At 62.6% G+C, this 24,385-nt stretch carries 18 protein-coding genes and 1 pseudogene; 14 read left to right on the top strand and 5 right to left on the bottom strand.

Going from position 1 to position 24,385, the window contains the following annotated elements; all coding sequences use genetic code 11:
• Window positions 1–84: 84 nt before the first annotated feature.
• The 5 genes and pseudogenes from AACW30_RS10490 to AACW30_RS10470 form a co-directional block, all read left to right on the top strand.
• Window positions 85–654: pseudogene (locus AACW30_RS10490) on the top strand (ATP phosphoribosyltransferase regulatory subunit); the annotation flags it as partial.
• Window positions 655–747: 93 nt separating this feature from the next.
• Entirely contained in the window at window positions 748–1,038 is a 291-nt protein-coding gene (locus AACW30_RS10485; RefSeq protein WP_119742530.1) for a DUF3144 domain-containing protein, read from the top strand.
• 347 nt (window positions 1,039–1,385) lie between these two features.
• Window positions 1,386–3,443: a methyl-accepting chemotaxis protein gene (locus tag AACW30_RS10480; protein WP_200624963.1), complete on the top strand. Its 2,058-nt coding sequence runs from the start codon at window positions 1,386–1,388 to the stop codon at window positions 3,441–3,443.
• A 223-nt stretch (window positions 3,444–3,666) separates the two neighbouring features.
• The gene (locus AACW30_RS10475; protein WP_200624962.1) at window positions 3,667–5,406 is read left to right on the top strand and encodes an OPT family oligopeptide transporter; all 1,740 of its coding nucleotides are present in this window, start codon (window positions 3,667–3,669) and stop codon (window positions 5,404–5,406) included.
• 68 nt (window positions 5,407–5,474) lie between these two features.
• Window positions 5,475–6,101: a glutathione S-transferase family protein gene (locus AACW30_RS10470; protein WP_200624961.1), complete on the top strand. Its 627-nt coding sequence runs from the start codon at window positions 5,475–5,477 to the stop codon at window positions 6,099–6,101.
• 349 nt (window positions 6,102–6,450) lie between these two features.
• On the opposite strand, the gene solA is transcribed toward AACW30_RS10470, so the two are convergent.
• Entirely contained in the window at window positions 6,451–7,614 is a 1,164-nt protein-coding gene (gene solA / locus AACW30_RS10465; protein ID WP_200624960.1) for an N-methyl-L-tryptophan oxidase, read from the bottom strand.
• A 255-nt stretch (window positions 7,615–7,869) separates the two neighbouring features.
• Here solA and AACW30_RS10460 point away from each other — a divergent pair, with 255 nt between their 5' ends.
• The 8 genes from AACW30_RS10460 (at window position 7,870) to AACW30_RS10425 (ending at window position 21,178) form a co-directional block, all read left to right on the top strand.
• Window positions 7,870–8,382 (top strand): sigma-70 family RNA polymerase sigma factor, encoded by a 513-nt coding sequence (locus AACW30_RS10460; RefSeq protein ID WP_119742542.1) that lies wholly within the window; start codon window positions 7,870–7,872, stop codon window positions 8,380–8,382.
• Window positions 8,379–9,332 carry a FecR domain-containing protein gene (locus tag AACW30_RS10455; RefSeq protein WP_169367254.1) on the top strand — a complete coding sequence of 318 codons (954 nt, stop codon included), beginning with the start codon at window positions 8,379–8,381 and terminating at the stop codon, window positions 9,330–9,332. Before AACW30_RS10460 ends, AACW30_RS10455 begins: the two co-directional genes overlap by 4 nt.
• 191 nt (window positions 9,333–9,523) lie before the next feature.
• Window positions 9,524–12,478 carry a TonB-dependent receptor gene (locus tag AACW30_RS10450; RefSeq protein ID WP_200624959.1) on the top strand — a complete coding sequence of 985 codons (2,955 nt, stop codon included), beginning with the start codon at window positions 9,524–9,526 and terminating at the stop codon, window positions 12,476–12,478.
• 114 nt (window positions 12,479–12,592) lie between these two features.
• Window positions 12,593–15,490, top strand: coding sequence for a TonB-dependent receptor (locus AACW30_RS10445; protein ID WP_234452676.1), 2,898 nt, complete (start codon window positions 12,593–12,595; stop codon window positions 15,488–15,490).
• A gap of 162 nt (window positions 15,491–15,652) precedes the next feature.
• On the top strand, window positions 15,653–17,509 hold the full coding sequence (locus AACW30_RS10440) for an extracellular solute-binding protein (RefSeq protein WP_200624958.1): 1,857 nt from the start codon (window positions 15,653–15,655) through the stop codon (window positions 17,507–17,509).
• Window positions 17,496–18,560, top strand: a complete 1,065-nt coding sequence (locus tag AACW30_RS10435) for a microcin C ABC transporter permease YejB (protein WP_106576640.1) — start codon at window positions 17,496–17,498, stop codon at window positions 18,558–18,560. Before AACW30_RS10440 ends, AACW30_RS10435 begins: the two co-directional genes overlap by 14 nt.
• Window positions 18,560–19,582 (top strand): ABC transporter permease, encoded by a 1,023-nt coding sequence (locus tag AACW30_RS10430; RefSeq protein ID WP_164487956.1) that lies wholly within the window; start codon window positions 18,560–18,562, stop codon window positions 19,580–19,582. The genes AACW30_RS10435 and AACW30_RS10430 overlap by 1 nt, the downstream gene beginning before the upstream one ends.
• A 15-nt stretch (window positions 19,583–19,597) precedes the next feature.
• On the top strand, window positions 19,598–21,178 hold the full coding sequence (locus AACW30_RS10425) for an ABC transporter ATP-binding protein (RefSeq protein WP_119742550.1): 1,581 nt from the start codon (window positions 19,598–19,600) through the stop codon (window positions 21,176–21,178).
• 340 nt (window positions 21,179–21,518) lie between these two features.
• Here the strand turns inward: AACW30_RS10425 and AACW30_RS10420 are convergent, their stop codons facing one another.
• From AACW30_RS10420 to AACW30_RS10405, 4 genes are all read right to left on the bottom strand, one after another.
• Window positions 21,519–21,869 carry a hypothetical protein gene (locus tag AACW30_RS10420; RefSeq protein ID WP_200624957.1) on the bottom strand — a complete coding sequence of 117 codons (351 nt, stop codon included), beginning with the start codon at window positions 21,867–21,869 and terminating at the stop codon, window positions 21,519–21,521.
• A 92-nt stretch (window positions 21,870–21,961) separates the two neighbouring features.
• On the bottom strand, window positions 21,962–22,372 hold the full coding sequence (locus tag AACW30_RS10415; protein ID WP_200624956.1) for a hypothetical protein: 411 nt from the start codon (window positions 22,370–22,372) through the stop codon (window positions 21,962–21,964).
• Between the two features lie 9 nt (window positions 22,373–22,381).
• Complete coding sequence (locus tag AACW30_RS10410) at window positions 22,382–23,008, bottom strand: LysE family translocator (RefSeq protein WP_124418055.1); 627 nt, start codon at window positions 23,006–23,008, stop codon at window positions 22,382–22,384.
• Between the two features lie 66 nt (window positions 23,009–23,074).
• Window positions 23,075–23,530, bottom strand: coding sequence for a VOC family protein (locus tag AACW30_RS10405; protein ID WP_179677030.1), 456 nt, complete (start codon window positions 23,528–23,530; stop codon window positions 23,075–23,077).
• Window positions 23,531–23,657: 127 nt separating this feature from the next.
• Between AACW30_RS10405 and AACW30_RS10400 the strand changes: the two genes are divergently transcribed.
• On the top strand, window positions 23,658–24,385 hold a 728-nt coding region (locus tag AACW30_RS10400), incomplete at its 3' end, for a BPL-N domain-containing protein (RefSeq protein ID WP_200624955.1).

Genomic DNA, 24,385 nt, shown 5'->3' with positions numbered 1-24,385 from the left:
TGCTTGTAAAAAGGGAGATTCAACAGATGACAATGCTACGGGGTACCCGAATAGTGACGGGCAAAGAAGCCGCGACAATGCGAGAGATCGAGGCGCGTTTTCGGAGCTATCTTCATCGACGCGGGCGCTGAAGAAGTCATCGTGCCGGCCCTGTGGGGCCAGGACACGTTTATCGAAAAAGCCGGCGGCAGTGAAATCATTGGGCAGATGTGGGCCTTTGATGACAAGGCCGGACGTCAGTGTTGCCTGATCCCGGAAGCCACCGCGCTGTTCCAGGAACGCAACACGCAATTGCTTGGCGCGCGCGCGGAGGCGATGTTTTTCTACGTGGCGCGGTGTTACCGGTATGAGCGGCCGCAAGCTGGGCGCTACCGGGAGTTCACTCAGTTGGGGCTGGAAATTCTCAGCCCTGAGCCCGCGCTGGCGTTGCAGCGCAGCCAAGCGCTGTGCACCGGTTTTCTCGACACGCTGGACCTTGACTATGAGCTTAACCTGGCCGTCAAACGCGGGTTGAGTTACTACCTGCAAGGCAATGGCTTCGAGGTGCGTTGCCCCGCGTTGGGTGCTCAGCAGCAAGTGGTGGGCGGCGGTGCATACCGCGAAGGCGCCGGGTTCGGCATCGGGCTTGAGCGTCTGGTGCTTGCGTTGGCGTGATGTGCAAGGACGCCTCCACCCGGAGGCGTCTCCTATCCGGCCGCCGGATATGCTCCAATAGCCGCCATCATTTGCTCATCCGGGACCCCCGCCATGGCCGACACCACTGATCAAGCCTTCTACGACCGTGCAGACGCACACATCGAACTGTCGAACGAACAACTCAAAACCTGTGAAAACCTCGGCGAGGTAAGTGCCTCGATGATGTTCGGCACCACGCGCTTCAACGCTTGGGCCAGTGCACGCAACTTCAAGTCCGGCGCCGAAATGGCCGAGGCGCGGGAAGCGATGCTGAAGTATTTCTGTGACCAGTACCGGATGATGCTTGAGGACAATCTGGATGATCACATCAATAATTTCAGTCAGTACATGTTGGTCAAATAGCTCGTCGGCACCGATTCCACTTGCTCTTGTACGTTGAGTTGTCCTTTCTTCAGCAGCCGATGGATATCCATGGCTGTTTCAGATGCCCTTGCACGCCAGGTCGGGCAGGTCAGGACCGAGAGCACTTCAGGGCAAGCCAGCCTCCCTGGAAAGCCGGGTTACCGTTCCACTCTGCGCACTGAGTGCTTTTGCCCCATTTTCGCGCATGCCCCAGCGCCGTCACCTCGCCAAGCCGCCTATTTCGCGACCCGCCACCAACGGCCCGTATCTTGCTAGTACCTTCCCAATCAATGACATGGCATTTTGCTTCTAGTCATATCCAGGTTGTTTGGGGGAGTGGGTCGGCCATGCACAGTCTTTTATCACCGGGTATCCGCCTGCTTGGCCGTTTCGGTTTTGCGCGCAAGTTCCAGATCCTGTTTTTCCTGTTCATGCTGCCCCTGGCCGGAAGCCTGTGGCTGATCGGCCAGGACTATCGCGACAAATTAGCGGTGATTTCTAGCGAGCAGTCCGGCGTGCGCCAACTGCTGGCCCTGGACACCCTGGATGGGCAGTTGACCGCACAACGCAACCTGGCTGCCCGCTGGAAAGCGCTGGATATTCTGCACACCCCAACCCCCGCCGCGCAGGCCGCGATGGACAACGTCGATGCCGGCAACCCGGCCATTGTGCAAAGCCTGCAAGCCTTGGGCGATGCGCTCAAGACCCACAACGCCAGCGCCGACACCCTGGCCCGTTTTGAGGCGTTGCAGGCGACGGTCAAGGGCATGGACACCCAATCGCTGCGCACCGTGGGCTGGTGGCCGGACGGTTATGACCGCTTCACCGCCGCCCTGACTGCGATGCAAACCTTGCGCGAGCAGATCACCCTGGACGCCGGCCTGATCCTCGACCCGTGGCTGGAAACCTACTTGCTGATGCAGATTTCCACCCAGCACACGCCGGACCTGATCGAGCGTGTCGGCCGCACCGCGAGCGTCGGCCAGTCCTCGATTGCCTCCGGGCAATTCACCTTGCAAAGCCGCTTGCAGATGCGCGACCTGCGCGGCCGAATCGGCGATGCACGTGACCAGTTGGTCAAGGCCGCTGCGTCACTCAAAGCCAAGCAATACGCCGGGATGGAACCGTGGACGGCGCAATACGACACCAGCCTGCAATTGCTCGATAACGAACTCAAAGGCCTGGACGACGGCGTGTTTGGCGGCACCATCAAGCTCGACACTGCAGGCTTTGATCGCAGTGTCGACAGCATCCTCGGCGCGTTGGGCGCACTGCGCAGCCAGTCGCTGCACTCGCTGGATGAGCGTTTGAGCTATTACCGTGACCGCTCGCTCAGGGAGTTCATTCCGGTGGTGGCCACGTTCAGCCTGCTGGCGTTGGCGGCGTTGTACCTGTTTATTTGCCTGCAGGCTTCGATTCGTCGCAGTGCCAGTGGCATCACCACGCTCGCCGAGTCCCTGCGTGACGGCAACCTGTGCGTCGAAGTGGCGGTGGAAGGTCGCGATGAACTGGCGGCAATCAGCACCGCGCTCAACGTCGCCGTGGTGCAGCTGCGCACCAGCCTGCTGGGCGTCAACCACGAGACCCAGCAACTGGGCTCGGCGGTGCTCACCCTCAACGCGCAATCGGGCAGCACCCTGACCGAAGTCGAAGACCAGCAACACCAGATCAGCCAGATCGCCGCCGCCGCCACGCAACTGGCGGCCACCTCGATGGGCGTCGCCAAAAGCTGCGAACAGGCTTCCGGCAGCGCTCAGCAAACCCGGCGTATCGCCGAAGACAGCAGCCGTGACAGCCAGCGCACCACGGCGAGTATCCAGCAACTCAACCAGCGCCTGACCGACACGGCCAATGCCCTGGAGCAAGTCAGCCAGCAGGGCCAGCAGATTCAGTCGGTGGTCGACACCATTCGCGGCATTGCCGAACAGACCAACCTGCTCGCACTCAACGCCGCCATCGAAGCCGCCCGCGCAGGCGAGCAGGGCCGCGGGTTCGCCGTGGTAGCGGATGAGGTGCGCAGCCTGTCGCAACGCACCCAGGCTTCGACGGCGCAGATCGCCGGCACGGTGGACAGCCTGCGCGCGACGGTGAGCCAGGCGGTCACGCTGATGGGCGCCGCGTGTGACCAGGCGCTGACTGACGCCGAGTCCGTCACCGGCCTGGGCACACGCCTGGGCGAAATTGCCGGCGCGGTGCAAAACGTCACCGACACCCTGGCGCAGATTGCGGCGGCGGTGGAAGAACAGGCGACGACGGCGGATGAAGTCAGCGGCAATATCCAGCAGGTCGATCAGGCCGCAGGGCGCTTGCTCGACGGCGCGCGCGCGGTGAACCAGGCGGCCGACACCTTGAGCAAAGGCAGCCGCGCCCTGAGTGAAAACACCGCGCGCTTTCGCCTGGACTGATGATCCCCCCCTGTGGCGAGCGGGCTTGCCCCGCGTTGGGCCGCGAAGCGGCCCCAAACCCAGACAACGAGGACTATCAGAAAAACCCCATCGCTCTAATTGGGCCTGCTGAGCCCCCCAACGCGGTGCGCTCTGAATGAAAGCACCGCGCGTTAGATGAACCTTCAGCGCCAACAGGGCTCACTTATCAAGACGCCCTGTCCGGTTGCCGAAAGGAATCTGCATGCCTTCAACCCCGCCATCACCCGACCTGACCGCCCCCGTGGAACGCGAACTCAGCCTGCGCGCGGTGATTACCGGGGTCGTGCTGGGCATCCTGCTCACGCCCTCGAATGTGTACGCGGGGCTCAAGATCGGCTGGTCGTTCAACATGTCGATCATCGCCTTGCTGGTTGGCTACGCCATCTGGCAGGGCCTGGCCAGGCGCAGCCCCGGGCAACTGCCGTGGACACTGCACGAAAGCAACATCAACCAGACCGTTGCCTCGGCCGCCGCCTCGATTATCTCCGGCGGTCTGGTGGCGCCGATCCCGGCCTACACCTTGCTGACCGGCCACACGCTGGACGCCTTGCCGATGATCGCCTGGGTGTTCTCAGTGAGCTTTCTCGGGATCTGGATTGCCTGGTACCTGCGGCCCTCGCTGCTCAATGACAACGCGCTGAAATTCCCCGAGGGCATGGCCACCCTGGAAACCCTGCTGCACATCTACAACCACGGCCGTGAAGCCGCCACGCGCTTGAAGGTGCTGCTCGGCGCCGCGTTGCTGTCCGGGCTGGTCAAGTGGGTGGATACGTTTATGTGGGCCTTGCCGCGCTGGTCGCCCAGCGCGGCGTTGGAGCGCCTGACGTTTACCGCCGACCCTTCGCTGCTGTTGCTGGGCTTTGGCGGCATCATTGGGATTCGCGTAGGCCTGACCCTGCTGCTTGGCGCCTTGCTCGCCTGGGGCGGGTTGGGGCCGTGGCTGTTGGCGCAAGGCCTGGTCAGCCTGCCGGCAGGCAGCAGCGGCCCCCAATTTGCCGCGTTGGTGGAATGGTTGCTGTGGCCCGGCGTGAGCCTGATGGTGTGTTCGACGCTGGCCTCGCTGGCGATCCGTCTGTGGGCCTTGCACACGTCCACCAAAGCCGGCGGCGGCACGCCATGGGCGGTGCCCAAGGTTGGGCCTGCCGCCGGTTTTGCGCTGGCGATTGTGCTGGTGGTGAGCCTGCAGGCGCTGTTGTTCGGCATCAACCTGTGGATGGCCTTACTGACCATTCCCCTGGCGATTTGCCTAGCCGCCGTGGCGGCGCGCGTGGTGGGTGCCACCGGCATTCCGCCGATTGGCGCCATCGGGCAATTGTCCCAGCTGAGCTTCGGCATCGTTGCGCCGGGGCAAGTGCCGATCAACTTGATGAGTGCCAACACCGCCGGCGGCTCGGCCGGGCAATGCACGGACTTGATGAACGATTTCAAGGTTGGCAAGGCGATTGGCGCCACGCCGCGCAAGCAAGTGATCGCGCAGATTCTGGGGATTTTTGTGGGCAGCATCGTCGGCGTATTTGCCTACCTGGCATTGATCCCCGACCCGCAAAGCATGCTGCTCACCGAAGAGTGGCCGGCACCTGCGGTCGCCACCTGGAAGGCCGTGGCGCAAACCCTGACCCATGGCCTGGATTCATTGTCGGTGAGCATTCGTTGGGCGATTGGCCTGGCGGGTGCGGTCGGCGTGTTGCTGGGCGTTCTCGACAGCACTTTGTCGGCCCGACGCGCCCGGTATCTGCCCAGCGCCGCGGCCTTGGGCCTGGCCTTCGTGCTGCCGGCTTCGGTGTCGCTGATGATGGCCCTCGGCGCGGTGCTGACGTGGTTGGCGAGCTGCCGCTGGCCGAGTCTCACCGAACGTTTTGCGATTACCGCGGCGGCCGGATTGATCGCCGGGGAGAGCATCACCGGGGTCGGCGCGTCGTTGTGGGCGATGGTTGCGAATTAATCCATGGCACTCCCCCGCGACAGCGTAGTCTCTTACCTGGATACCCACTCTCGTTCAGCGGAGCCCTTATGATCACTGTCCACCACCTCAACAACTCGCGTTCGCAACGCATTCTGTGGCTGCTCGAAGAACTCGGCCTGCCTTACCAGATCAAGCGCTACCAGCGCGACCCGAAAACCAACCTAGCTCCGCCCGAACTCAAGGCGATCAACCCGCTGGGCAAATCCCCGGTGATCGAAGACGGCGACCTTGTGCTGATCGAGTCCGCCGCGATCATCGACTACCTGATCCGCCGTCATGGCCAAGGCCGCCTGCAGCCCGATCCGGCCACGGCCACCTACGACAAGTACGTGCAATGGCTGCACTTCGCCGAAGGCTCGGCAATGCTGCCGCTGATGCTCAACCTCTACGTCGGCCGCCTGGGTGAAGCGGGCGCACCGTTGCATCCGCGCATCGAGTCGGAGTTGGCCAACTACCTGGGCTACCTGAACGACGTGCTGGCGGATACGCCATACCTGGTGGGTGATGAACTGAGCGGCGCGGATATCCAGATGAGCTTCATCGGCGAAATCGCCAAGGCCCAAGGCAAGCTGCAGGCCTACCCGAACCTGGCCGCGTGGGTGCAACGCTTCCAGGCGCGCCCGGCCTACCGCAAGGCAGTGGAGCAGGGCGGCGAGTACGCCTTCGCCAAATAAAAGCGCAGGCGTTACCCCTGTGACGAGCGGGCCTGGTGTGGCAAACGGGCTTGATGTGGCGAGCGGGCCCGGTGTGGCAAACGGGCTTGATGTGGCGAGCGGGCCCGGTGTGGCAAACGGGCCTGATGTGACGAGTGGGCTTGATGTGGCGAGCGGGCTTGCCCCGCGTTGGGCTGCGAAGCAGCCCCAAGCCAGCCGCCGAGTACCGCCTGACACACCGCGTTCTGCTCCATTGGGGCCGCTGCGCAGCCCAACGCGGGGCAAGCCCGCTCGCCACACCAGGCCCGTTCGCCGCAAGAGGCCCGCGCTTCACAACGCCTTAGCCCCTAAAGCCCACCGAGAGCGGCCTCTAGCTGTTCGCAAACCGCTTCAACGAAAACGACGACAAATCCAGCTCACTCGACCCCCGCATACACCACTGCGCAAACGCCTCCCCCAACGCCGCCGAATGTTTGAAGCCATGCCCCGAACACGGCGACACCACCAGTGTGTGCTGCAGCGATGGGTGCTCGTCGATGATGAAATGGTGGTCCGGCGTCACCGTGTAGGCACACACCGCTGACTTCACCACCTCGGCCGTCACCCCGGCGATACGGCCCTGCACCTGCTGCTCATACATCTCGCGCGCTTGCGCCTCCGAGACCGTGCGGTCCAGCGTCTCAGGCGTGGCAGCGGTGTGATACTGCGCCGTGGCAAGTTTCAGGCTGCCCTCGCCGGGCAATGCGGGGAAGCCATAGTGGGTTTGATCCTGGCCATGCGTGAGGATATACGTGGGCGATTTGCCGACCAGATCGGCACCCGGTTCAAGCGCGAACCAGAACAGTTGCTGGCGATAAACGCTGAGCAACCGATCAAACGGCGCCCCGAGCAAACCGCCCGCCCAATTGCCCGCGCTCACCACCAGTTTGTCGGCCTGCAACGTGCGCTTGTCGGTGGTCACCGTCACGCCGTGCGCGTCCGAGCTGATCTGGGTGACGGTCTCGCCCTTGTACAGCGTGGCGCCGTGCTGCTCGGCCAGCTTGAGCTGCACATCGATACACCGCTCCGGGCGCACAAAGCCGCCGCCGGGTTCGTAGTAGCCAATGGCGCTGTCCGCCACCTGGGAAAATTGCGCGAAGCGCTGGCGAATCTGCGTCGCATCCAGCAACTCGTGTTCGATGCCATAAGTTTGCGCAAGGCCAATGGTGCGCCGGGTGAAGTCGGTTTCATCGCTGGGGTCGAAGTCATCGCGGGAGGTCAGCACCAACAGCCCCGACTGCTCGAACAACGCCTCCCCGGACAACGCCTCCAGCTCACGCCAGATACGGTGCGAGTTGCGCACAATGGGCACGTACTGCGCGCCTTCACCCACCGACAGCCGCGTGATACGCGTATCGCCGTGGCTTGAGCCGAACGAGTGGGGCGGGTGATGGCGATCGATACCGGCAACGTTTACACCGGCTTTGGCCAGTTGGTACACCGTGGCGGCACCCATGGCGCCGAGGCCGATGACCAGCGATTCATAGCGTTCCAAGGTTGATACTCGCGTCTGAGGGCAGGGCAGTAGTTGAGGCCAAGACGGCAGAAAAAACAATGGGCATCAGGCACGGGGGCCTCGCTTGGCAGCGTTGGGCCACGCGTTCTGCATATGCCAATTACAAAGCCCTTTGCAATTTTTTATTCTTTCCTAACCTATACCGCCTTCATGCAAAGTCCGCCTTTCCAGCGATGGATCTCCATCGTTCCTCGACAGCAAGGCTGAATGGCCGTTATCCGCACGGAGCATGCAATGGGTGTTAATCAGAACCTGCATTTCGGTCTGATTGGTCAGATGTTCAAGAGCGATTACAGCTGGCTGTGCGCGCGCGTTGGCCGGGCGATGGGATGCCCGCACGGGGCGCAGGATATTGCCTCGGAAACCTTTTTGCGGGTGCTGGCGTTGCCGGACCCGGCGGCCATTCGAGAGCCACGCGCATTGTTGACCACCATTGCGCGGCGCCTGATGTATGAGGGCTGGCGCCGCCAGGACCTGGAACGTGCGTATCTGGAAGCACTGGCCCTGGCGCCGGAGTTGGTGCATCCGTCGCCTGAAGAGCGCTTGTTGCTGATCGAGACATTGCTTGAAGTCGACCGCTTGCTCAACGGCTTGTCGGCCAAGGCCAAGGCAGCGTTTTTGTATCACCAACTGGATGGGCTGACCTACGCGCAAATTGCCGAACGGCTGCAGGTGTCGGTGAGCCGGGTGCAGCAGTACATGGCCGATGCATTCAAGCGTTGCTACCTGGCGATGGAGCAGCCATGAGCACCAACCCGCCCGATGAGGCGATGATCGATGAGGCGGCGCAATGGATGGCGTTGCTGCAATCGGGGCATGCCAGTGCCCAGGAGCACCACGCGTTCCGCCGTTGGCGCGAGGGCGACCCACGGCGGGCCGAGGTCTTCAATATGATGGGCAGTGGCGTGTCGGCGCTGGGCAACGACGACCTGCGGCGCATGCCGCGCGAGAGCCTGTTGCACACCTTGAATGCGCCCTCGGGCCGTCGCCGCTTTTTGCGCAATACCCTGGCGTTGGTGGGCTTCGTTTCCTGTGCGAGCCTGGTCACGCGGCTGTCCGACACCTGGCTGCCGTCCGACGGCCTGCGCACCGGCACGGGCGAGCGCTTGAACCTGACGTTGGAAGACGGCAGCGCGTTGAGCCTGGATGCGCGCAGCAAGGTGATCACGCATTTCGACGCTCGGCAACGGCTGCTGGCGTTGCTCGACGGCAAACTGTTGGTGGACGTGGTCAAGGACCCGCTGCGCCCGTTTATTGTCGAGACCGAGCAGGGCCGCATGCGCGCTTTGGGCACGCGTTTTCAGGTGCAGCAGGGCGACGGCCAGACACAAATCACCATGCTGCATTCCCAAGTGGAAATCACCACGCGCAGCGGCGCCGTGCAGGTGATCAACGCCGGCCAGAAAGCCACGTTCAACGCGCAGGGCCTGTTGAAACTCGAAGCCGCCAGCGGTGGCGAGGCCGCGTGGACGCAAGGCCTGCTGGAAGTGCGTGACCGCTCACTGGGTGAAGTGGTGGACGCATTGCGCGACTACCGGCGCGGCATTATCCGCATCAGCCCCGCGGCAGCCAGCCTGCGCTTGAGCGGGATTTTCCCGCTGGACGACAGCCAGCGTGCCCTGCAATTGCTGGCCCAGTCGTTGCCGGTGCAGGTCGACTACCACAGCCCGTACTGGGTCAGTATCGAGCGCCGATAAATCATTGCACGGCGCCCTATAAAAATCCCATGGCAGTTGCACAACCCAGTGCAGGCAGAGGTTTATCTGCCCGCGTACAGCCGTTTTCGCCGTTATAAACCCATGCCTTTTTAGCCTAACGCCCGTCTATAAAAACCGCTGATTGGTTGTTCAACCCATCAACTGCATAACACTGATGGGGACGCTCAACCATGCACTTCAAACACCTTAATCGCTCATCGCTGGCGGCGCTGTCTTTGGCCCTTGGCGTGACCCTGGCCGGGCATGGCGCCCTGGCGTTCGGCCAGTCGCCGTCGCCGGCAGCGGCCACGCACGCCCAGACCTATGACTTCGATATCGCCAGCGGTCCCCTCGACCAGGCGTTGCTGAACCTGTCGCGCAACAGCGGGCAGACCATCGCCTTCCAGCAAGACCTGGTGCAAGGCCTTACCAGTGCCGCGGTGCGGGGTCGCCTGACCACCGAGCAAGCGCTGCAACAGGCGCTGCGTGGTTCGGCCCTGGACGCGGTGCCAAGCGGCGACGGCGGCTGGGTGCTGCGCCGCGCGGCCAAGGCGCCTGCCGCCAGCATCAAGGCGGCACCTGCTGCGGCCGTCGCCCTCGCACCAGTGCCTGGCGATGTGGCCCTGGAAAAAGTCGTGGTCACCGGCTCGCGCATTGCCCGCGCCCAGGTCGAAGGGCCGTCGCCGGTCACGGTAATCAGCGGCGAAGAAATCACCAGCCGTGGCTACAAGAACGTCTACGACGCCATCGCTTCGCAAACCCAGAACACCGGCATGACCCAGGGCGAAGACTACGGCAACACCTTCCAGCCCGCCGCCAGCGCCCTCAACCTGCGAGGGTTGGGGCCCAACCACACACTGGTGCTGATCAACGGCCGGCGCGTGGCCGACTACCCCACGGCGTACGACGGCGCGGTCAACTTCACTAACCTGGCGAATATCCCGGCGGTGATGATCGAGCGCATCGAAATCCTCAGCAGCGGTGCGTCGGCCGTGTACGGCTCCGACGCCATTGCCGGGGTGGTGAACATCATCCTCAAGGACAAAATCAGCGGCGTAGACGTTAACCTGCGCGGCGGTTACGCCGAGCGCGGCGGCGGCGACAACCAGCGCCTGCAGATCAGCGGCGGCGACAGTTGGGGCGATTTCGACGGTGTGTTCGGCCTTGAACTGACCAACCGCCAGCCGATCTGGAGCAACCAGCGCGGCTTCATGACCGACGGCCCGGCGGTCAACGTCGGCTACCGGCGCAACCTCGACAGCGGCGCCTACCTGGGGCCCGGCTGCGCCGCCTATGGCGGTATCTACAACGGCAAGCTGGGCAACACCGGCAATCGCTGCACCACCAACCAGTACTACAACGATTACTCGACCCTCCAGGCCGAGAAGGAGAACTACGACGGCTACACCCGGGGCACCTGGCATTTCAGCGACAGCGGCAAAGTATTTGCCGACCTGATGTTTGGCTTTGATCACACCCAGAACAACACGCGCGGCCCGAGCTTTACCTCGCCGGACTTCATCAACCAGAACACCGGCAACCTGGAGCGCTGGTCGCGTAACTTCGCCAGTGAGGAAATCGGCGGCAAGACCTCCAACAACAGCAAATGGCGCGAGCTGTCCTGGACCGGCACCCTGGGCCTGGAAGACAAGTTCGCCAACAGCGACTGGGGTTACCAGATCGCCGCCAACCGCTCCGAGTACACCAGCGACCGCAACACCCGCTACACACCGTTGAGCGGCATCCGCGATTACTACCTGGGGCTGCAACTGGGCACCCAGGACGGCCACCCGGTATTTGCCCCGGACCCGTCGCGGCTCGACCAGCCCTTGACCGAAGCGCAGTGGCGGCAGTTTCGCGGCAACCTGGTGCAGAAGAGCAAGTCGGTGTCCCAAACCTTCAGCGCCAACATCAACGGTGACCTGTTCGACTTGCCGGCCGGGCCGGTGGGGTTTGCCGGCGTGACTGAAGTCGGGCGCCAGTCCTACAGCGTGCATGTCGATGACCAGCTCAATGACGGCACCTTCTACAACACCACGCCGGCGTCCAATTCCGGCGGCTCGCGCGACCGTTATGCTGCTGGCGGCGAGTTCAGCATTCCGCTCACCGACACGCTGCTGGCCTCGGCCGCCGGGCGTTGGGACCAGTACACATTCAGTGGCCGCTCTGAGCAACAGAAAACCTACAACCTGGGGCTCGAATGGCGGCCGATCACCAGCCTGCTGTTTCGCGGCAGCTACGGCACCAGCTTTCGCGCGCCGGACCTTAATTACCTCTATCAGGCCGACAGCAAAGGCTACAAACCGGACCAGATCGACTACTACGGTTGCAGCAAAGGCCTTGAAGGCGCCTGTGATCGCGGGCGCGTTGACTACACCCAGAGCGGCACGCCGAACCTTGAGTCGGAGCGCGGTAAATCCTGGACTTATGGGGTTGTCTGGTCGCCCTCGCATCAGTTCGATGTGTCCGCTGACTTCTGGCGCGTGCAGATCAAGGACCTGCTGACCACCGTTGACATCAACCGCCTGCTGCAACAGGAAGACCAGTGCCGTAATGGCCTGCTCGACGCCGCCACCTGCGCCGATGTGCTGGCGCGTGTGCAGCGTAATGCCGGCAACGCGGCGGTCGATCCGAATAAGTTGCAACAGGTGTATGTCAATGCCATCAACGCCGCCAGCGAACGCGCCAGCGGCCTGGACCTCAAGAGCAATATCCGCTGGGGCGCAGGCGAGTACGGCGCGTTCAGTTCGGTGATCGGCTACAGCCTGGTGCTGTCCCACTACCTCAAGGAATCGGATGAGGCGCAAACCCAGAACCTGCGCAGCAGCACCAACAACTACGACTGGCGCAGCAAGGTCAACGCCAGCTTGACCTGGGATTACCAGCGCTTTACCACCACCCTGACCGGCATCCGTTACGGCAGCGTGACCAATGGCGCCGGCGACGGGCGCCTGTCGCCCTGGGCCACCTTCAACGCCAGCGCGCGTTATCAGGTCAATGACCAGGCCAGTGTTGGCCTGACCGTCAACAACCTGCTCAACACCTACAAGCATGATGATTCCGCCTGGCCGTATTACCCGGTGGGCAACTACGACCCCTATGGTCGGCAAGTCTGGCTGGACGTGAGTTACCACTTCGGCAAGTGAGGTGTCGCTAACGCATAAGGACATGCGTTAACGGTCTAAACGGCGCTCTATAAAAAAACCGGCATCGACGCACAACCCTGCATACCCAGACAAAGGACAGGGAGCCCTCGACGCATGCTTACGCCAAACCCCACACGTTTTTTACTCAGCCTCGCCGCCACGCTGGTCGCCGGTAGCGCGGCGGCCAGCCCGTTGGACATTCCCGCCGGGTCGCTCGACAAAACGCTGCTGAGTATTTCCCAGCAAAGCGGCAAGCCGATCGCGTTCGAACAACGCCTGGTCAGTGGCCTGAATGCACCGGCGATCAAGGGTGACCTCAGCGTCGGTGAAGCCCTGCAAATCGCCCTGCAGGGCACCGACCTGCAAGACAGCGAAAGCGCCAGCGGCATTGTGCTGAGCGCCGCACCGCGCGAGGCAACTATTGCGCCGGTCACCGCCGGGGTAGAAAGCCCGTCGGTGATCCCGCAATTGCAGCGCATCGAAGTCACCGGCAGCGCGATCCGCCGGGTTGATGCGGAAACCGCCGTGCCGGTGACCATCCTGCGCACCGAAGAGCTGAAAAAACAGGGCGTCACCACCACCGAGCAATTGATCAGCCGTATTTCCGCCAACCAGTCCTCGGTAGGCTCCGGCCGCTCGATCGGTTCCAGCAGCGGGGGGGCGGCCTATGCCGACTTGCGTGGAATCGGCCCGAACAAAACCCTCGTGCTGCTCAACGGCAGGCGCCTGGCCAACAACGCCACCAGTGCAATCAACGGCTCGGGTGTAGACCTTAATACCATCCCGTTTGCCGCCATCGACCGCGTGGAAGTGCTGCGCGACGGCGCGTCGGCGTTGTATGGCACGGACGCCATCGGCGGGGTGATCAACTTCATCACCAAAAAAAGCGTGACCGATGGCCAACTGACCCTGGGCGGCAGCACGCCAACCCGCTCCGGTGGCGGTGAAACCAATAACTTCAGTGGCAGCTGGGGTTTTGGCGACCTGGAAGAAGACCGCTTCAACGTGTTCGGCGTGGTCAGCCACGACAAACAGCAAAGCCTCAAGGCCAAAGACCGCGACTACACCTACAACTACCAGCCGGGCCGCGGCCTGGATTATTCATCGGGCATCGCCTCACCGGCCAACTACAGCCAGGGCGCGAACGCGAGCAACCCGTTGGCGGCGTCCGGCTGTAATGCACCGGGGCTGATTTCCCGCAGCGGCATCTGCCGCCAATCGCTGTGGAGCTACCTGGACCTGGTGCCAGAAACCGAAAAGACTTCGTTCTTCGGCAAAGCCAGCGGCAAGTTGGCGGACGAGCATACCGTCAGCCTCGAGTACTTCTGGGCACGCAACCTCAACCGTACCCAGATCGGCCCCGGCTTGCTGCAAGGGCTGCAAGTGCAACCGGGCACGCCGTTCTACCCAGGCAACGGCATCACACCGGGCCCGACCCAGTTTGCCCTCGACCCGACGCAGCCGGTCGATGTGAACTGGCGCGAAAGTGAAGTGGGCCCACGCAAGCATGAAGACGATAACGTCGGCCAGCGCCTGCTGCTGACCTTCGAAGGCACGCTGGCGGGCTGGGATTACAACGTCGGCGCGGCCTACAACCAGAACAAAGTCACCAACACGATCAAAAGCGGTTATGTGGACGACCGTGTGGTTGCCAGCGGCATCAACACCGGCGTGATCAACCCGTTCGGTCCGCAGACGGCGGCCGGCAGTGCGTTGCTCGGCGCCAGCGGGGTAGACGGCGACTACGGCTCTGCCGTCGGCCGTGTCAAAAGCATCGATGGCCGTATCAGCCGCGACATCGGCGACTGGTTCGGCGCAGGCCCGTCGGCCCTGGCGCTGGGCGGTGAATACCGCAAGGAAGACTTCCACCAGGACTTCGCCGACTTTGCCGCCAACGTGCAAAGCCTGGGCGTCGACCCGGCCGCGACGGTGGCGGGGGATCGCACAGTGTCGGCGCAATACGCCGAGGTCAACGTGCCGGTGATCGACAGCCTCGAGCTGTCGGCAGCGCTGCGTCACGACAAATACAGTGACTTTGGCAACACCACCAACCCCAAATACTCGTTCCGCTTCCAGCCGTTCCGCGAACTGGTGGTGCGTGGCGCCTACAGCGAAGGCTTCCGTGCGCCGTCCCTGTATGAACTCTACAACCCCAACTTCACCAGCTTTACCGTGGCCAACTACAACGACCCGCGCCTGTGCGCTGGCGGCTCGCCGAGCAACGGTGGCCTGGCTAACCGCGATTGTGCGCAGCAGTTTTTCAGCCGCAGTGGCGGTAACACCAGCCTGAGCCCCGAAACTGCGCGCAACGTGACCTTGGGCTTTGTCTATCAGCCGATCACCAACTTGTCGGTGGGCCTGGATTTCTGGTGGATCAAGATCGCCAATCAGATCGCCGAGTTCCCGGAGTCGGCGGTCTTCGAACAGCCTGACCTGTACTCGGACCGCATCGTGCGCAAGGCCGATGGCTCCATCGACCACATCGTCACCGGGCTCGCCAACCTGGGCAAGGTCAAGACCAACGGCGTCGACGTCAGCCTCGACTACCGCTTTCCCGAGTCCCGGCTGGGCCAGTTCGGCACCAATCTGCAAGGCACTTACGTGGATCGCTACGTGTACCAGCAGCAGCTCAAGGGCGATTACATCGACAAGGCCGGTGACTTTCGCGGCGGCGATTTTGCCTCGGCCGGCGCCGTCGCCCGCTGGCGTCACAGCCTGACCGGCACCTGGAACAAAGGCCCGCTCGGCGCCTCGCTGACCAACCGCTACACCAGTGGCTACAACGACTACAACCGCGCCTTCCACGACAAGGTCGGCGCCTGGAGCGTGTGGGACCTGGCCGGCACCTACACCTGGCGTGACACCGCGCAGGTCACGGTGGGCGTGCAGAACGTGTTTGACCGCGAACCACCGTTCAGCAACCAGACCTCGACCTTTCAGAGTGGCTACGACCCGCGTTACTCCGACCCGTTTGGCCGCACGTTGTATAGCCGGGTTTCCTACAACTTCTGAGGGTGAGGTACTGCCTCAGGAACAAAGCACGTCAACGGTGGGCGCTGGCTTGCCGGCGATAGCGGTGGATCAGTCGATGAAATACTGACTGACAGGGCCTCATCGCAGGCAAGCCAGCGCCCACACGTGATCTTCAGTGTTTTCAAAAAAGGAGCCGCGTTTGTGATCCTGTGTCGTTTCATCCTGGCAGCGCTGCTGCTGGGACTTTGGGCGCCGTCACTGCTGGCGCAACCGGTGCATGCATTAACGGTTTACGGCGATGCCCCCAAGTACCCGGCAAACTTCAAGCACCTGGACTACGTCAACCCGAACGCCCCCAAGGGCGGCAGTTTTCGCCGCTCGTCCATGGAAGGCGGCGCGTTCGATCACCTGATCCCGTATGTCGACAAAGGCACCGGCATCACGCAGATCCAGGGCTGGCTGTACAGTCCGCTGGCGTACCGCTCACAGGATGAGCCCTACACTGTGTATGGATTGGTGGCGCAGACCCTGGAGCTGGCCGACGACCATTCGTGGATACGTTTCTACCTCAACCCCAAGGCACGTTTTGCCGATGGCACGCCCATCACCGCCCAAGACGTGGCCTACACCTTCAAGCTGTTCACCACCCAGGGCAGCCTCGCGTACCGCCAAACCTTTGCCGACGTGGATGAGGTGCAGGTGGAATCACCGACCCAGGTGCGCTTCACCTTCAAAAGCGCCGACAACCGCACCTTGCCGCTGGATATCGCCTCGTTGCCGGTGCTGCCGGAGCATTGGTGGCGCGGGCGTAACTTTGCCAACGGCGGCGGCTTTGAACCGCCGCTGGGCAGCGGCCCGTACCGCATCAGCGCAGTGGACAACGGCCGCAGCGTTACCTTCGAGCGGGTCAAGGACTGGTGGGGGCAAGACCTGCCAGTGGCCCAAGGGCAGTACAACTTCGACAGCCTGCGCCTGGAATTTTTCGCCGACACCGACGTGTCGCGCCAGATCCTGCAAGCCCAAGGCTATGACTTCAACCGCGAGTTTTCGGCCACCAGTTACTCGGTGGGCTATGACGGTGAAGCCTTGCGCGACGGGCGCCTGCAACGCGAACAGCTGGCGCCGAATGCGGTGCAGGGCACCCAGGGGTTTGTGTTCAACATGCAAAAACCGCAGTTCCAGGACCGCCGCGTGCGTGAGGCGCTGAGCTTGCTGTGGGATTTCGACTGGAGCAACCGCCAGATCATGCACGGCATGTACCTGCGCCAGCGCAGCTTTTTTTCGCGCAGCCCGCTGGCGGCCAGTGAGCTGCCCGACGCCCAGGAGCGGGCGATCCTCGAACCCTGGCGCGGCCAGGTGCCGGATGCGGTGTTCGATCAGGTGTATCAACCGCCGCACACCGACGGCAGCGGCCGCATTCGGCCCCAGCAGGCGCAAGCCTTGAAGTTGCTCGAGGCGGCGGGCTGGACACCCAAGGGCGACCAACTGGTGAATGCCGAAGGCACGCCGTTGCAATTCACCTTCCTCAACAGCCAGAAAGGTTTCGAGCGTTTGCTGCTGCCGTACAAACGCAACCTGGCGCAGATCGGCATCGGCTTCAACATTCGCATGATCGACTCGGCCCAGTACACCAACCGCGTGCGCGCCCGGGACTACGACATGATTGTTGTGGGCTACCCGGTCAGCCCATCGCCGGGCCGCGAATTGATCAACTATTTTGGCTCCGAAAGCGCCGACGACCCGGGCTCCAACAATTACATGGCGCTGCGCAGCCCCGCAGTAGACGCATTGATCGATGGCCTGGTGCGCGCCAACGACCGTCCGAGCATGGTGCGCTACGCCCACGCGCTCGATCGTGTTTTGCAGTGGGGCTTCTATTGGATTCCCAACTACTATCCGCCAGGCTCGTCGTCGCTGTGGTGGAACCGTTTCGGCCGCCCGCGCACGGCGCCGCTCAATGAGGTGGGCATCGACACCTGGTGGGAGCTGAGCCCGACGCCGCTGACCACTGCGCAAATGCGTGAACTGACCGAGGTGAGCCAACATGCTGGCCTATAGCGCGCGCCGTTTGTTGCTGATCGTACCGACCCTGCTGTGCATTTTGCTGGTGAATTTTTTTATCGTGCAGGCCGCACCCGGTGGTCCGGTGGAGCAAGCCATCGCGCGCCTGCAAGGCATCGGCACCCAGGCCTCCGCGGCGGGCACCCGCGTGGAAACGGGCAGCACTGAATCACGCACCACCCGTGGCCTGGACCCGGCGCTGGTAGCCGATATCGAGCGCCAATACGGCTTTGACAAACCCTTGGGCGCACGCCTGTGGCTGATGCTCAGCAGCTACGCGCGACTGGATTTCGGCGACAGCTTCTTTCGTGGCGCCAAGGTCACCGACCTGATCCTGCAAAAACTGCCGGTGACCTTGTCGCTGGGCTTTTGGGCCACGCTGATCAGTTACCTAGTGTCGATCCCGCTGGGCATTCGCAAGGCCGTGCGTCATGGCAGCCGCTTTGATGTGTGGAGCAGCGCGGCGGTGATCATCGGCCATGCCATGCCGGCGTTTCTGTTTGCGTTGCTGCTGATCGTGGTGTTCGGCGGCGGCAGCTTGTTGAACTGGTTTCCGGTGCGCGGGCTGGTCTCGGAAAACTTCGCCGAGCTGTCCTGGGCGGGCAAGGTGGTCGACTACTTCTGGCACCTGGTACTGCCGGTGTCGGCGCTGGTGATCGGCGGCTTTGCCACCCTGACCATCCTCACCAAAAACAGCTTTCTCGATGAAATCAGCCGCCAGTACGTGGTGACCGCACGGGCCAAGGGCTTCAGCGAAAAGCAGGTGTTGTACAAGCACGTGTTTCGTAACGCCATGCTGTTGATCGTGGTCGGGCTGCCCCAGGCGCTTACGGCCATGCTGTTCGGTGGCTCGCTGCTGATTGAAGTGATTTTCTCCCTCGACGGCCTCGGCCGCTTGAGCTACGAAGCGGCGGTGGCGCGGGATTATCCCGTGGTGTTCGGCACGCTGTTTATCTTCACCTTGGTGGGGCTGGTGATCAAATTGCTCGGTGATGTGTGTTACCGGCTGCTGGACCCGCGTCTGGATTTTTCTGCGAGGGCGCATTGATGCAGGCTTTTTCCCCGACCACACGCCGCCGCTGGCTGCACTTCAAACGTAATCGCCGGGGCTGGTGGTCGCTGTGGCTGTTTGTGGCGCTGTTTGTTGCCTGCCTGGGCGGTGAGCTGTTGGCCAACGACAAACCCTTGCTGGTGGCCTATCAGGGCGCGTTGTATTTTCCGGCATTGGAGCGCTATACCGAGCAGGACTTCGGCGGCACGCTGCCGTTTCAACCGGACTACCGCGACCCTTACGTGCGCGAGCTGATCGAAGGGCAGGGCGGCTGGATGCTGTTCGCGCCGGTGCCGTTCAGCTACGACACGGTCAATTACGACCTCACCGCGCCATCGCCCACGCCGCCCAGCGCGCAGAACTGGCTGGGCACCGACGACCAGGCGCGGGATGTGCTGGCGCGGGTGATTTTCGGCACCCGCGTGTCGCTGTTGTTTGCGTTGGCATTGACCGTGGTGAGCGCCTTGATCGGTGTCGCCGCCGGCGCGCTGCAAGGCTATTACGCCGGCTGGGTCGACCTGTTGGGGCAGCGCTTGATCGAGATTTGGTCCGGGCTGCCGGTGCTGTATTTGCTGATTATCCTGTCCGGTTTTGTCGAGCCGAGCTTCTGGTGGTTGCTGGGGATCATGGCGCTGTTTTCCTGGCTGACCCTGGTAGACGTGGTGCGCGCCGAGTTCCTGCGCGGGCGCAACCTGGAATACGTGAAGGCAGCCCGCGCCCTCGGTGTGGGCGATTTTGCGGTGATGCTGCGGCACATCCTGCCCAATGCCGTGACGGCGACTTTGACCTACCTGCCGTTCATCCTCACCGGCGCGATATCCACGCTCACCGCGCTGGATTTTCTCGGCTTCGGCATGCCCACCGGCAGCGCCTCGCTGGGTGAGTTGATCGGGCAGGGAAAAAATAACCTGCAAGCCCCATGGCTGGCGCTGACGGCGTTTTTTGCGCTGGCGCTGATCCTGTCCCTGTTGGTGTTTATCGGCGAAGCCTGCCGCGATGCCTTTGACCCTCGATCCTGATAAGCGAGCCGTGCCGTGACTGATGCGTTGATTGAAATCCGAAACCTGCAGGTGGCGTTCGAGGGGCACAAGGCGGTGCGCGGTATTGACCTGGATATTCGCGCCGGCGAATGCCTGGCGCTGGTGGGCGAGTCGGGCTCCGGCAAGTCGGTGACCGCGCATTCGATCCTGCAATTGCTGCCGGCGCACACCACGCGCACCCAAGGCAGCATTCGCTACCTGGGCGAAGAACTGCTCGGCGCGCCGCCTGCGCGCCTGCGCCAGATTCGTGGCGACCGCATCGCCATGATCTTTCAAGAGCCGATGACCTCGCTCAACCCGCTGTACAGCATCGAGCGCCAACTGTCCGAAACCCTGCTGCTGCACAAAGGCCTGGGCGGTGCGGCCGCACGCGCGCGCGTCCTGGAATTGCTCGAACTGGTGGGCATCCAGCAGCCGCGCCAGCGCCTGAATGCCTACCCGCATCAACTCTCCGGCGGGCAACGCCAGCGGGTAATGATCGCCATGGCGCTGGCGTGTGAGCCGCTTCTTTTGATCGCCGATGAACCTACTACCGCGCTGGACGTGACCGTGCAGCGGCGCATTCTCACGCTGCTCAAAGACCTGCAACACCGCCTGGGCATGGCGCTGTTGCTGATCAGCCACGACCTCAACGTGGTGCGCAGCATTGCCCAGCGCGTGGCGGTAATGCGCGCGGGGCAGATCGTCGAACAGGCCGAGTGCCAGACCCTGTTTGCTGCGCCGCAGCACGCCTACACTCGCCAGTTGCTGCAAGCCGAGCCGGACGGGCGTGCGCTCGAACGTGCGCCGGCCGGCAACCTGCTGGAAGTGGACGGCCTGAGAGTCTGGTTCGCCCAAGGCGGCCTGCTGCGGCGTAAGCCGCCGATCAAGGCGGTGGACGGCATCGACCTGCGTTTGCAGCGCGGCAAAACCCTGGGCATTGTCGGCGAGTCCGGCTCGGGCAAGTCCACGCTGGGCCAGGCGATCCTGCGCCTGGTGGATGCCCAGGGCAGTATCCGCTTCGAGGGCCAGGCCCTCGACGCCCTTAAAGGCAAGGCGCTGCGTCCATGGCGGCGCAAGCTGCAAGTGGTGTTCCAGGACCCGTTCGGCAGCCTCAGCCCACGCATGAGCGTGCAGCAAATCATTGAAGAAGGCCTGCGCGTGCACACCGACCTCACTGCCGCCCAGCGTGAAGCCGACGTCATCAGCGCACTGCGCGACGTCGGCCTCGACCCCGACACCCGCCACCGTTTCCCCCACGAGTTTTCCGGCGGGCAACGCCAACGCATCGCCATCGCCCGCGCGCTGGTGATCAAACCCGACCTGATCCTGCTCGACGAACCCACGTCCGCGCTGGACCGCACCGTACAAAAACAAGTGGTGAGCCTGTTGCGTCGGTTGCAGGAGGAGCACGGCCTGACTTACCTGTTTATCAGCCATGACCTGGCCGTGGTACGCGCGTTGGCGCACGACTTGATGGTGGTCAAGGACGGCGTGGTGGTGGAGGCGGGGAGTACGCAGCAGCTGTTTGAGGCGCCGCAGCATGCGTATACGCGGGATTTGCTGGTGGCCTCGGCATTGCGGCCACTGGAATGATCAGCGCCACCAGCGCTTCGGCTGGCAACAACGATCAACTGTGGGAGCTGGCTTGCCTGCGATGACGGTGTGTCAGCGTAAGCCTATGCCGCTGATCCACCGCTATCGCAGCATAGAGTGGGCTGTTGTGGCGAGCAGGCTTGCCCTGCGTTGGGCTGTGAAGCGGCCCCAAATCCAGACGCTGAGTTCTTTCAGGAAAATTGCAGTGCCTTTACTGGGGCTGCTTCGCAGCCCAACGCAGGGCAAGCCTGCTCGCCACGGGGAGAAATGGGCTGCCTTCAAAATTTGTGTAGATATCCAGGGCTATCGCAGGCAAGCCAGCGCCCACAGTAGAGCCGCGTCAGGCCAGGCGTGCCCGCCAATCACCGCCATGCTGGAGGTTGCAGGCTTCTTCGCAATCAAAGCGCACACAGCGCTCGATTTTCACGGGGGCCACCTCGGCGTCGTGCAACGCCGCAGCCGTCAGTTCGCGCATACGTTGGTCCGCGCCGTTTGCCAGGGCCTGCTCCTTGTTGGCCCGCGTATCGAACACCCAAATCACCCGCAGGCTTTGCGGGAACGCGGCGTAATCAACCGTGTGAGTCAGCCACTCGAAGCCCGGGATTTCAGCCTTGGCGGTTTCGCAGGCTTCGGTCAGCGTGGCGACCAGGCGGCGTTCGAGGCGGGCGGTGTCGCGTTTGGTTAGGGGCATCAAAGGTCCTGAGATTCAAAAAAAGTCATCACATCATCCGGCCCGTATTCGCGGATTAGCCAGGTGTTTCCATCAGCTCAAAGTGAAACGCCTTAGACCTGAATGTCACACCACGCCTCATCGGCGTGCAGCCGCAAGGTCAGCCCCGATGCGAAGCACACGACCACGTGATGGTCGGCGGGGAAGGTGTCGCAGAGGTAGAACGTATCCGTCTCGGCGTCGGCCGCCACAATGCCGATGGCGTGAAGCACTGTGTCGTCCTCAATCGGGCTGTCATGGCGCCCTTCGGCCGAAAAATAACTCACGCCATGGAAGGTGATGGTGATTTCCCGTGGCTCTTCGGGCGGCACCCAGTCCTCGGTTCGTCGTGTAAACCTGAGCGACAGCGTGCGCTCAGACAGCGCGTAATGGATGTTGCTGGCGACATAGAAATTGTGCAGGTCACAGGCGCGTCCTTCGACCTCAACCTCTATATGCCCGAGTACAAAACCGTGAAATTTCATCGCGCCTGCCTATCGTTGCTGAAAGGCGACCTTGAGTCCCAGCCCCATAAACAGCGTGCCGATGATTTTGCCTTCCCAGCGACGCAACGTTGACAGCCCCTTGATCCCGCGACTCAACGGGCGAATCGAGATCGCCAGCAAGCTCGTGTAAATCGCGCTGAGCACCGAAAAAATCAAACCCAGCACCGCAAATTGCACCAGCGACGAGCCGGATTCTGGATGAACAAATTGCGGCAAAAAGGCCAGGAAAAAGATCGCGGTTTTCGGGTTCAGCACCTCGGCCCCGATCGCCTGGAAAAACGCCTGACGCGGCGTCACCGCCGGTAACTCAAGGCGCGCATGCGTGCCGGTTTTAGCCATGAAGGCCCGCACGCCCAGGTAGATCAGATACGCCGCACCAGCCCACTTCACCGCATTGAACGCCGCCGCCGAGGTCATCAAAATCGCTGACAGGCCCAGTGCCGCGCACAGTGTGTGAATCAAATCGCCGCAAGCCACCCCCAGCCCGGTGGCGATGCCCACCTTGCGCCCGCCTTGGATCGTACGCGTGAGCACCAACAACACCGAAGGGCCGGGGATCAGGAAAAGACCGATCACCACGGCGACGTAGGTGACGAGGGAGGCGAGTTCAAACATGGCGGCGATCTCTGAGTCAGGCACGGCCTACAGTAATCCTCATGTAGAGGGGTAATGCAACGCCGCTCAAGCAAACGCCGCCAGCATAAATGCCTGCAAGCCTTTTTCTTCCAGAATCTCGATGGAGAAATGCCCAAAGCGCTTGGGCAACCAAATGATGCGCGTGCCGGATGGCGACTGCAGATCCTCCAGGGCCAATGGCCGGCCGTTTTCATCCTCCGGTTGCACGCCCTTGGCGACCAACTCGGCATAGGCCACCTCGATGTCCGGGGTGGTGTAGCAGTGCCGGTAAATCATCCCTTCGCCGTGTGCGTCCAACAGCTCGCGCAAATTACCCGCCAGCGGCTGCACCAGCATGAAACGCTCCTGGCCCATCCGCACAACCGCATACCGCACATGAAAGCCGCCGCGATTCCAGACTTGAGTGGTGGAAATGTTGGCGTTGAAAATGTTGGCGTAATACGCGCACGCCTGTTCGAGGTCCTCGACCAATACATCGACGTGGCTGAATGTCAGCTCCATTTTGCATGCCCTCTGGCGGATGTGTGTTCAGGCGACACTAGCCGATTTACAACTGTTTACGTATTCACAGAAACGTTCGATATAGGCTTTGAACAGCCCCGACCCACTGTTCGCTGAGCCTGCCGCCATGAAACTGCCTGCCATCGCTGTCACGTTTTTTGCCCTCGCCACCGTGCAGTCGCCATGGGCGCAAGGCGCGACGCCCATCACCCATGTCGCCCTCTACCGTGGCCCGGCGGGGTGTGATGACTGTTCCGAGAACGTCAAAAACGCCTTGCTACGGCTCAGCCCGAACTACCAGATCGACTTTGTCGGCGCGGACGAAGCCATCGACATCACCCCGCAAAACCTTGCGCGTTACGACCTCTATATTCAGCCGGGCGGCGGGAAAGATATTCCCGCTGCACTCGACAGCTTCGGTGATGCACGCGTGGACGCCATTCGTGAATACGTGGCCAAGGGCGGGCGCTACCTGGGGTTATGCATGGGCGCTTATCTGGCGGACAACAGCAACTTTGGGTTGATACCGCAGGACTTGGACTCCGAAGCCGGGCGGCCAGGGTTTGAAGTGCGCGGGATTGAAGATGCGGCGGTGCGGGTGGTGTGGGATGGCAAGCTGGACAGTGTGTTCTATCAGGACGGGCCGTATTTTCCCGAGGTTGATGGGCACGCGCCGTATACGGTGATTGCGACTTATCGCAATGGGGATGTGGCGGCGGCGCGGTATCGGTATGAGAAGGGCGTGGTGGTGCTGAGCGGGCCGCATCCGGAGGCGGGGAAGGCGTGGTTTGAGAATGCGGGGATTGCGGTGAGTGAGATGCCGCGGGGGGAGTTGTTTGGGGTGTTGGTGGGGAG

The sequence above is a fragment of the Pseudomonas sp. MF6747 genome (genome assembly GCF_963890955.1).
Lineage (GTDB): Bacteria > Pseudomonadota > Gammaproteobacteria > Pseudomonadales > Pseudomonadaceae > Aquipseudomonas.
The sequence above is the reverse complement of the archived record's forward strand: the minus strand, read 5'-3'. Positions and strand labels throughout refer to the sequence as shown.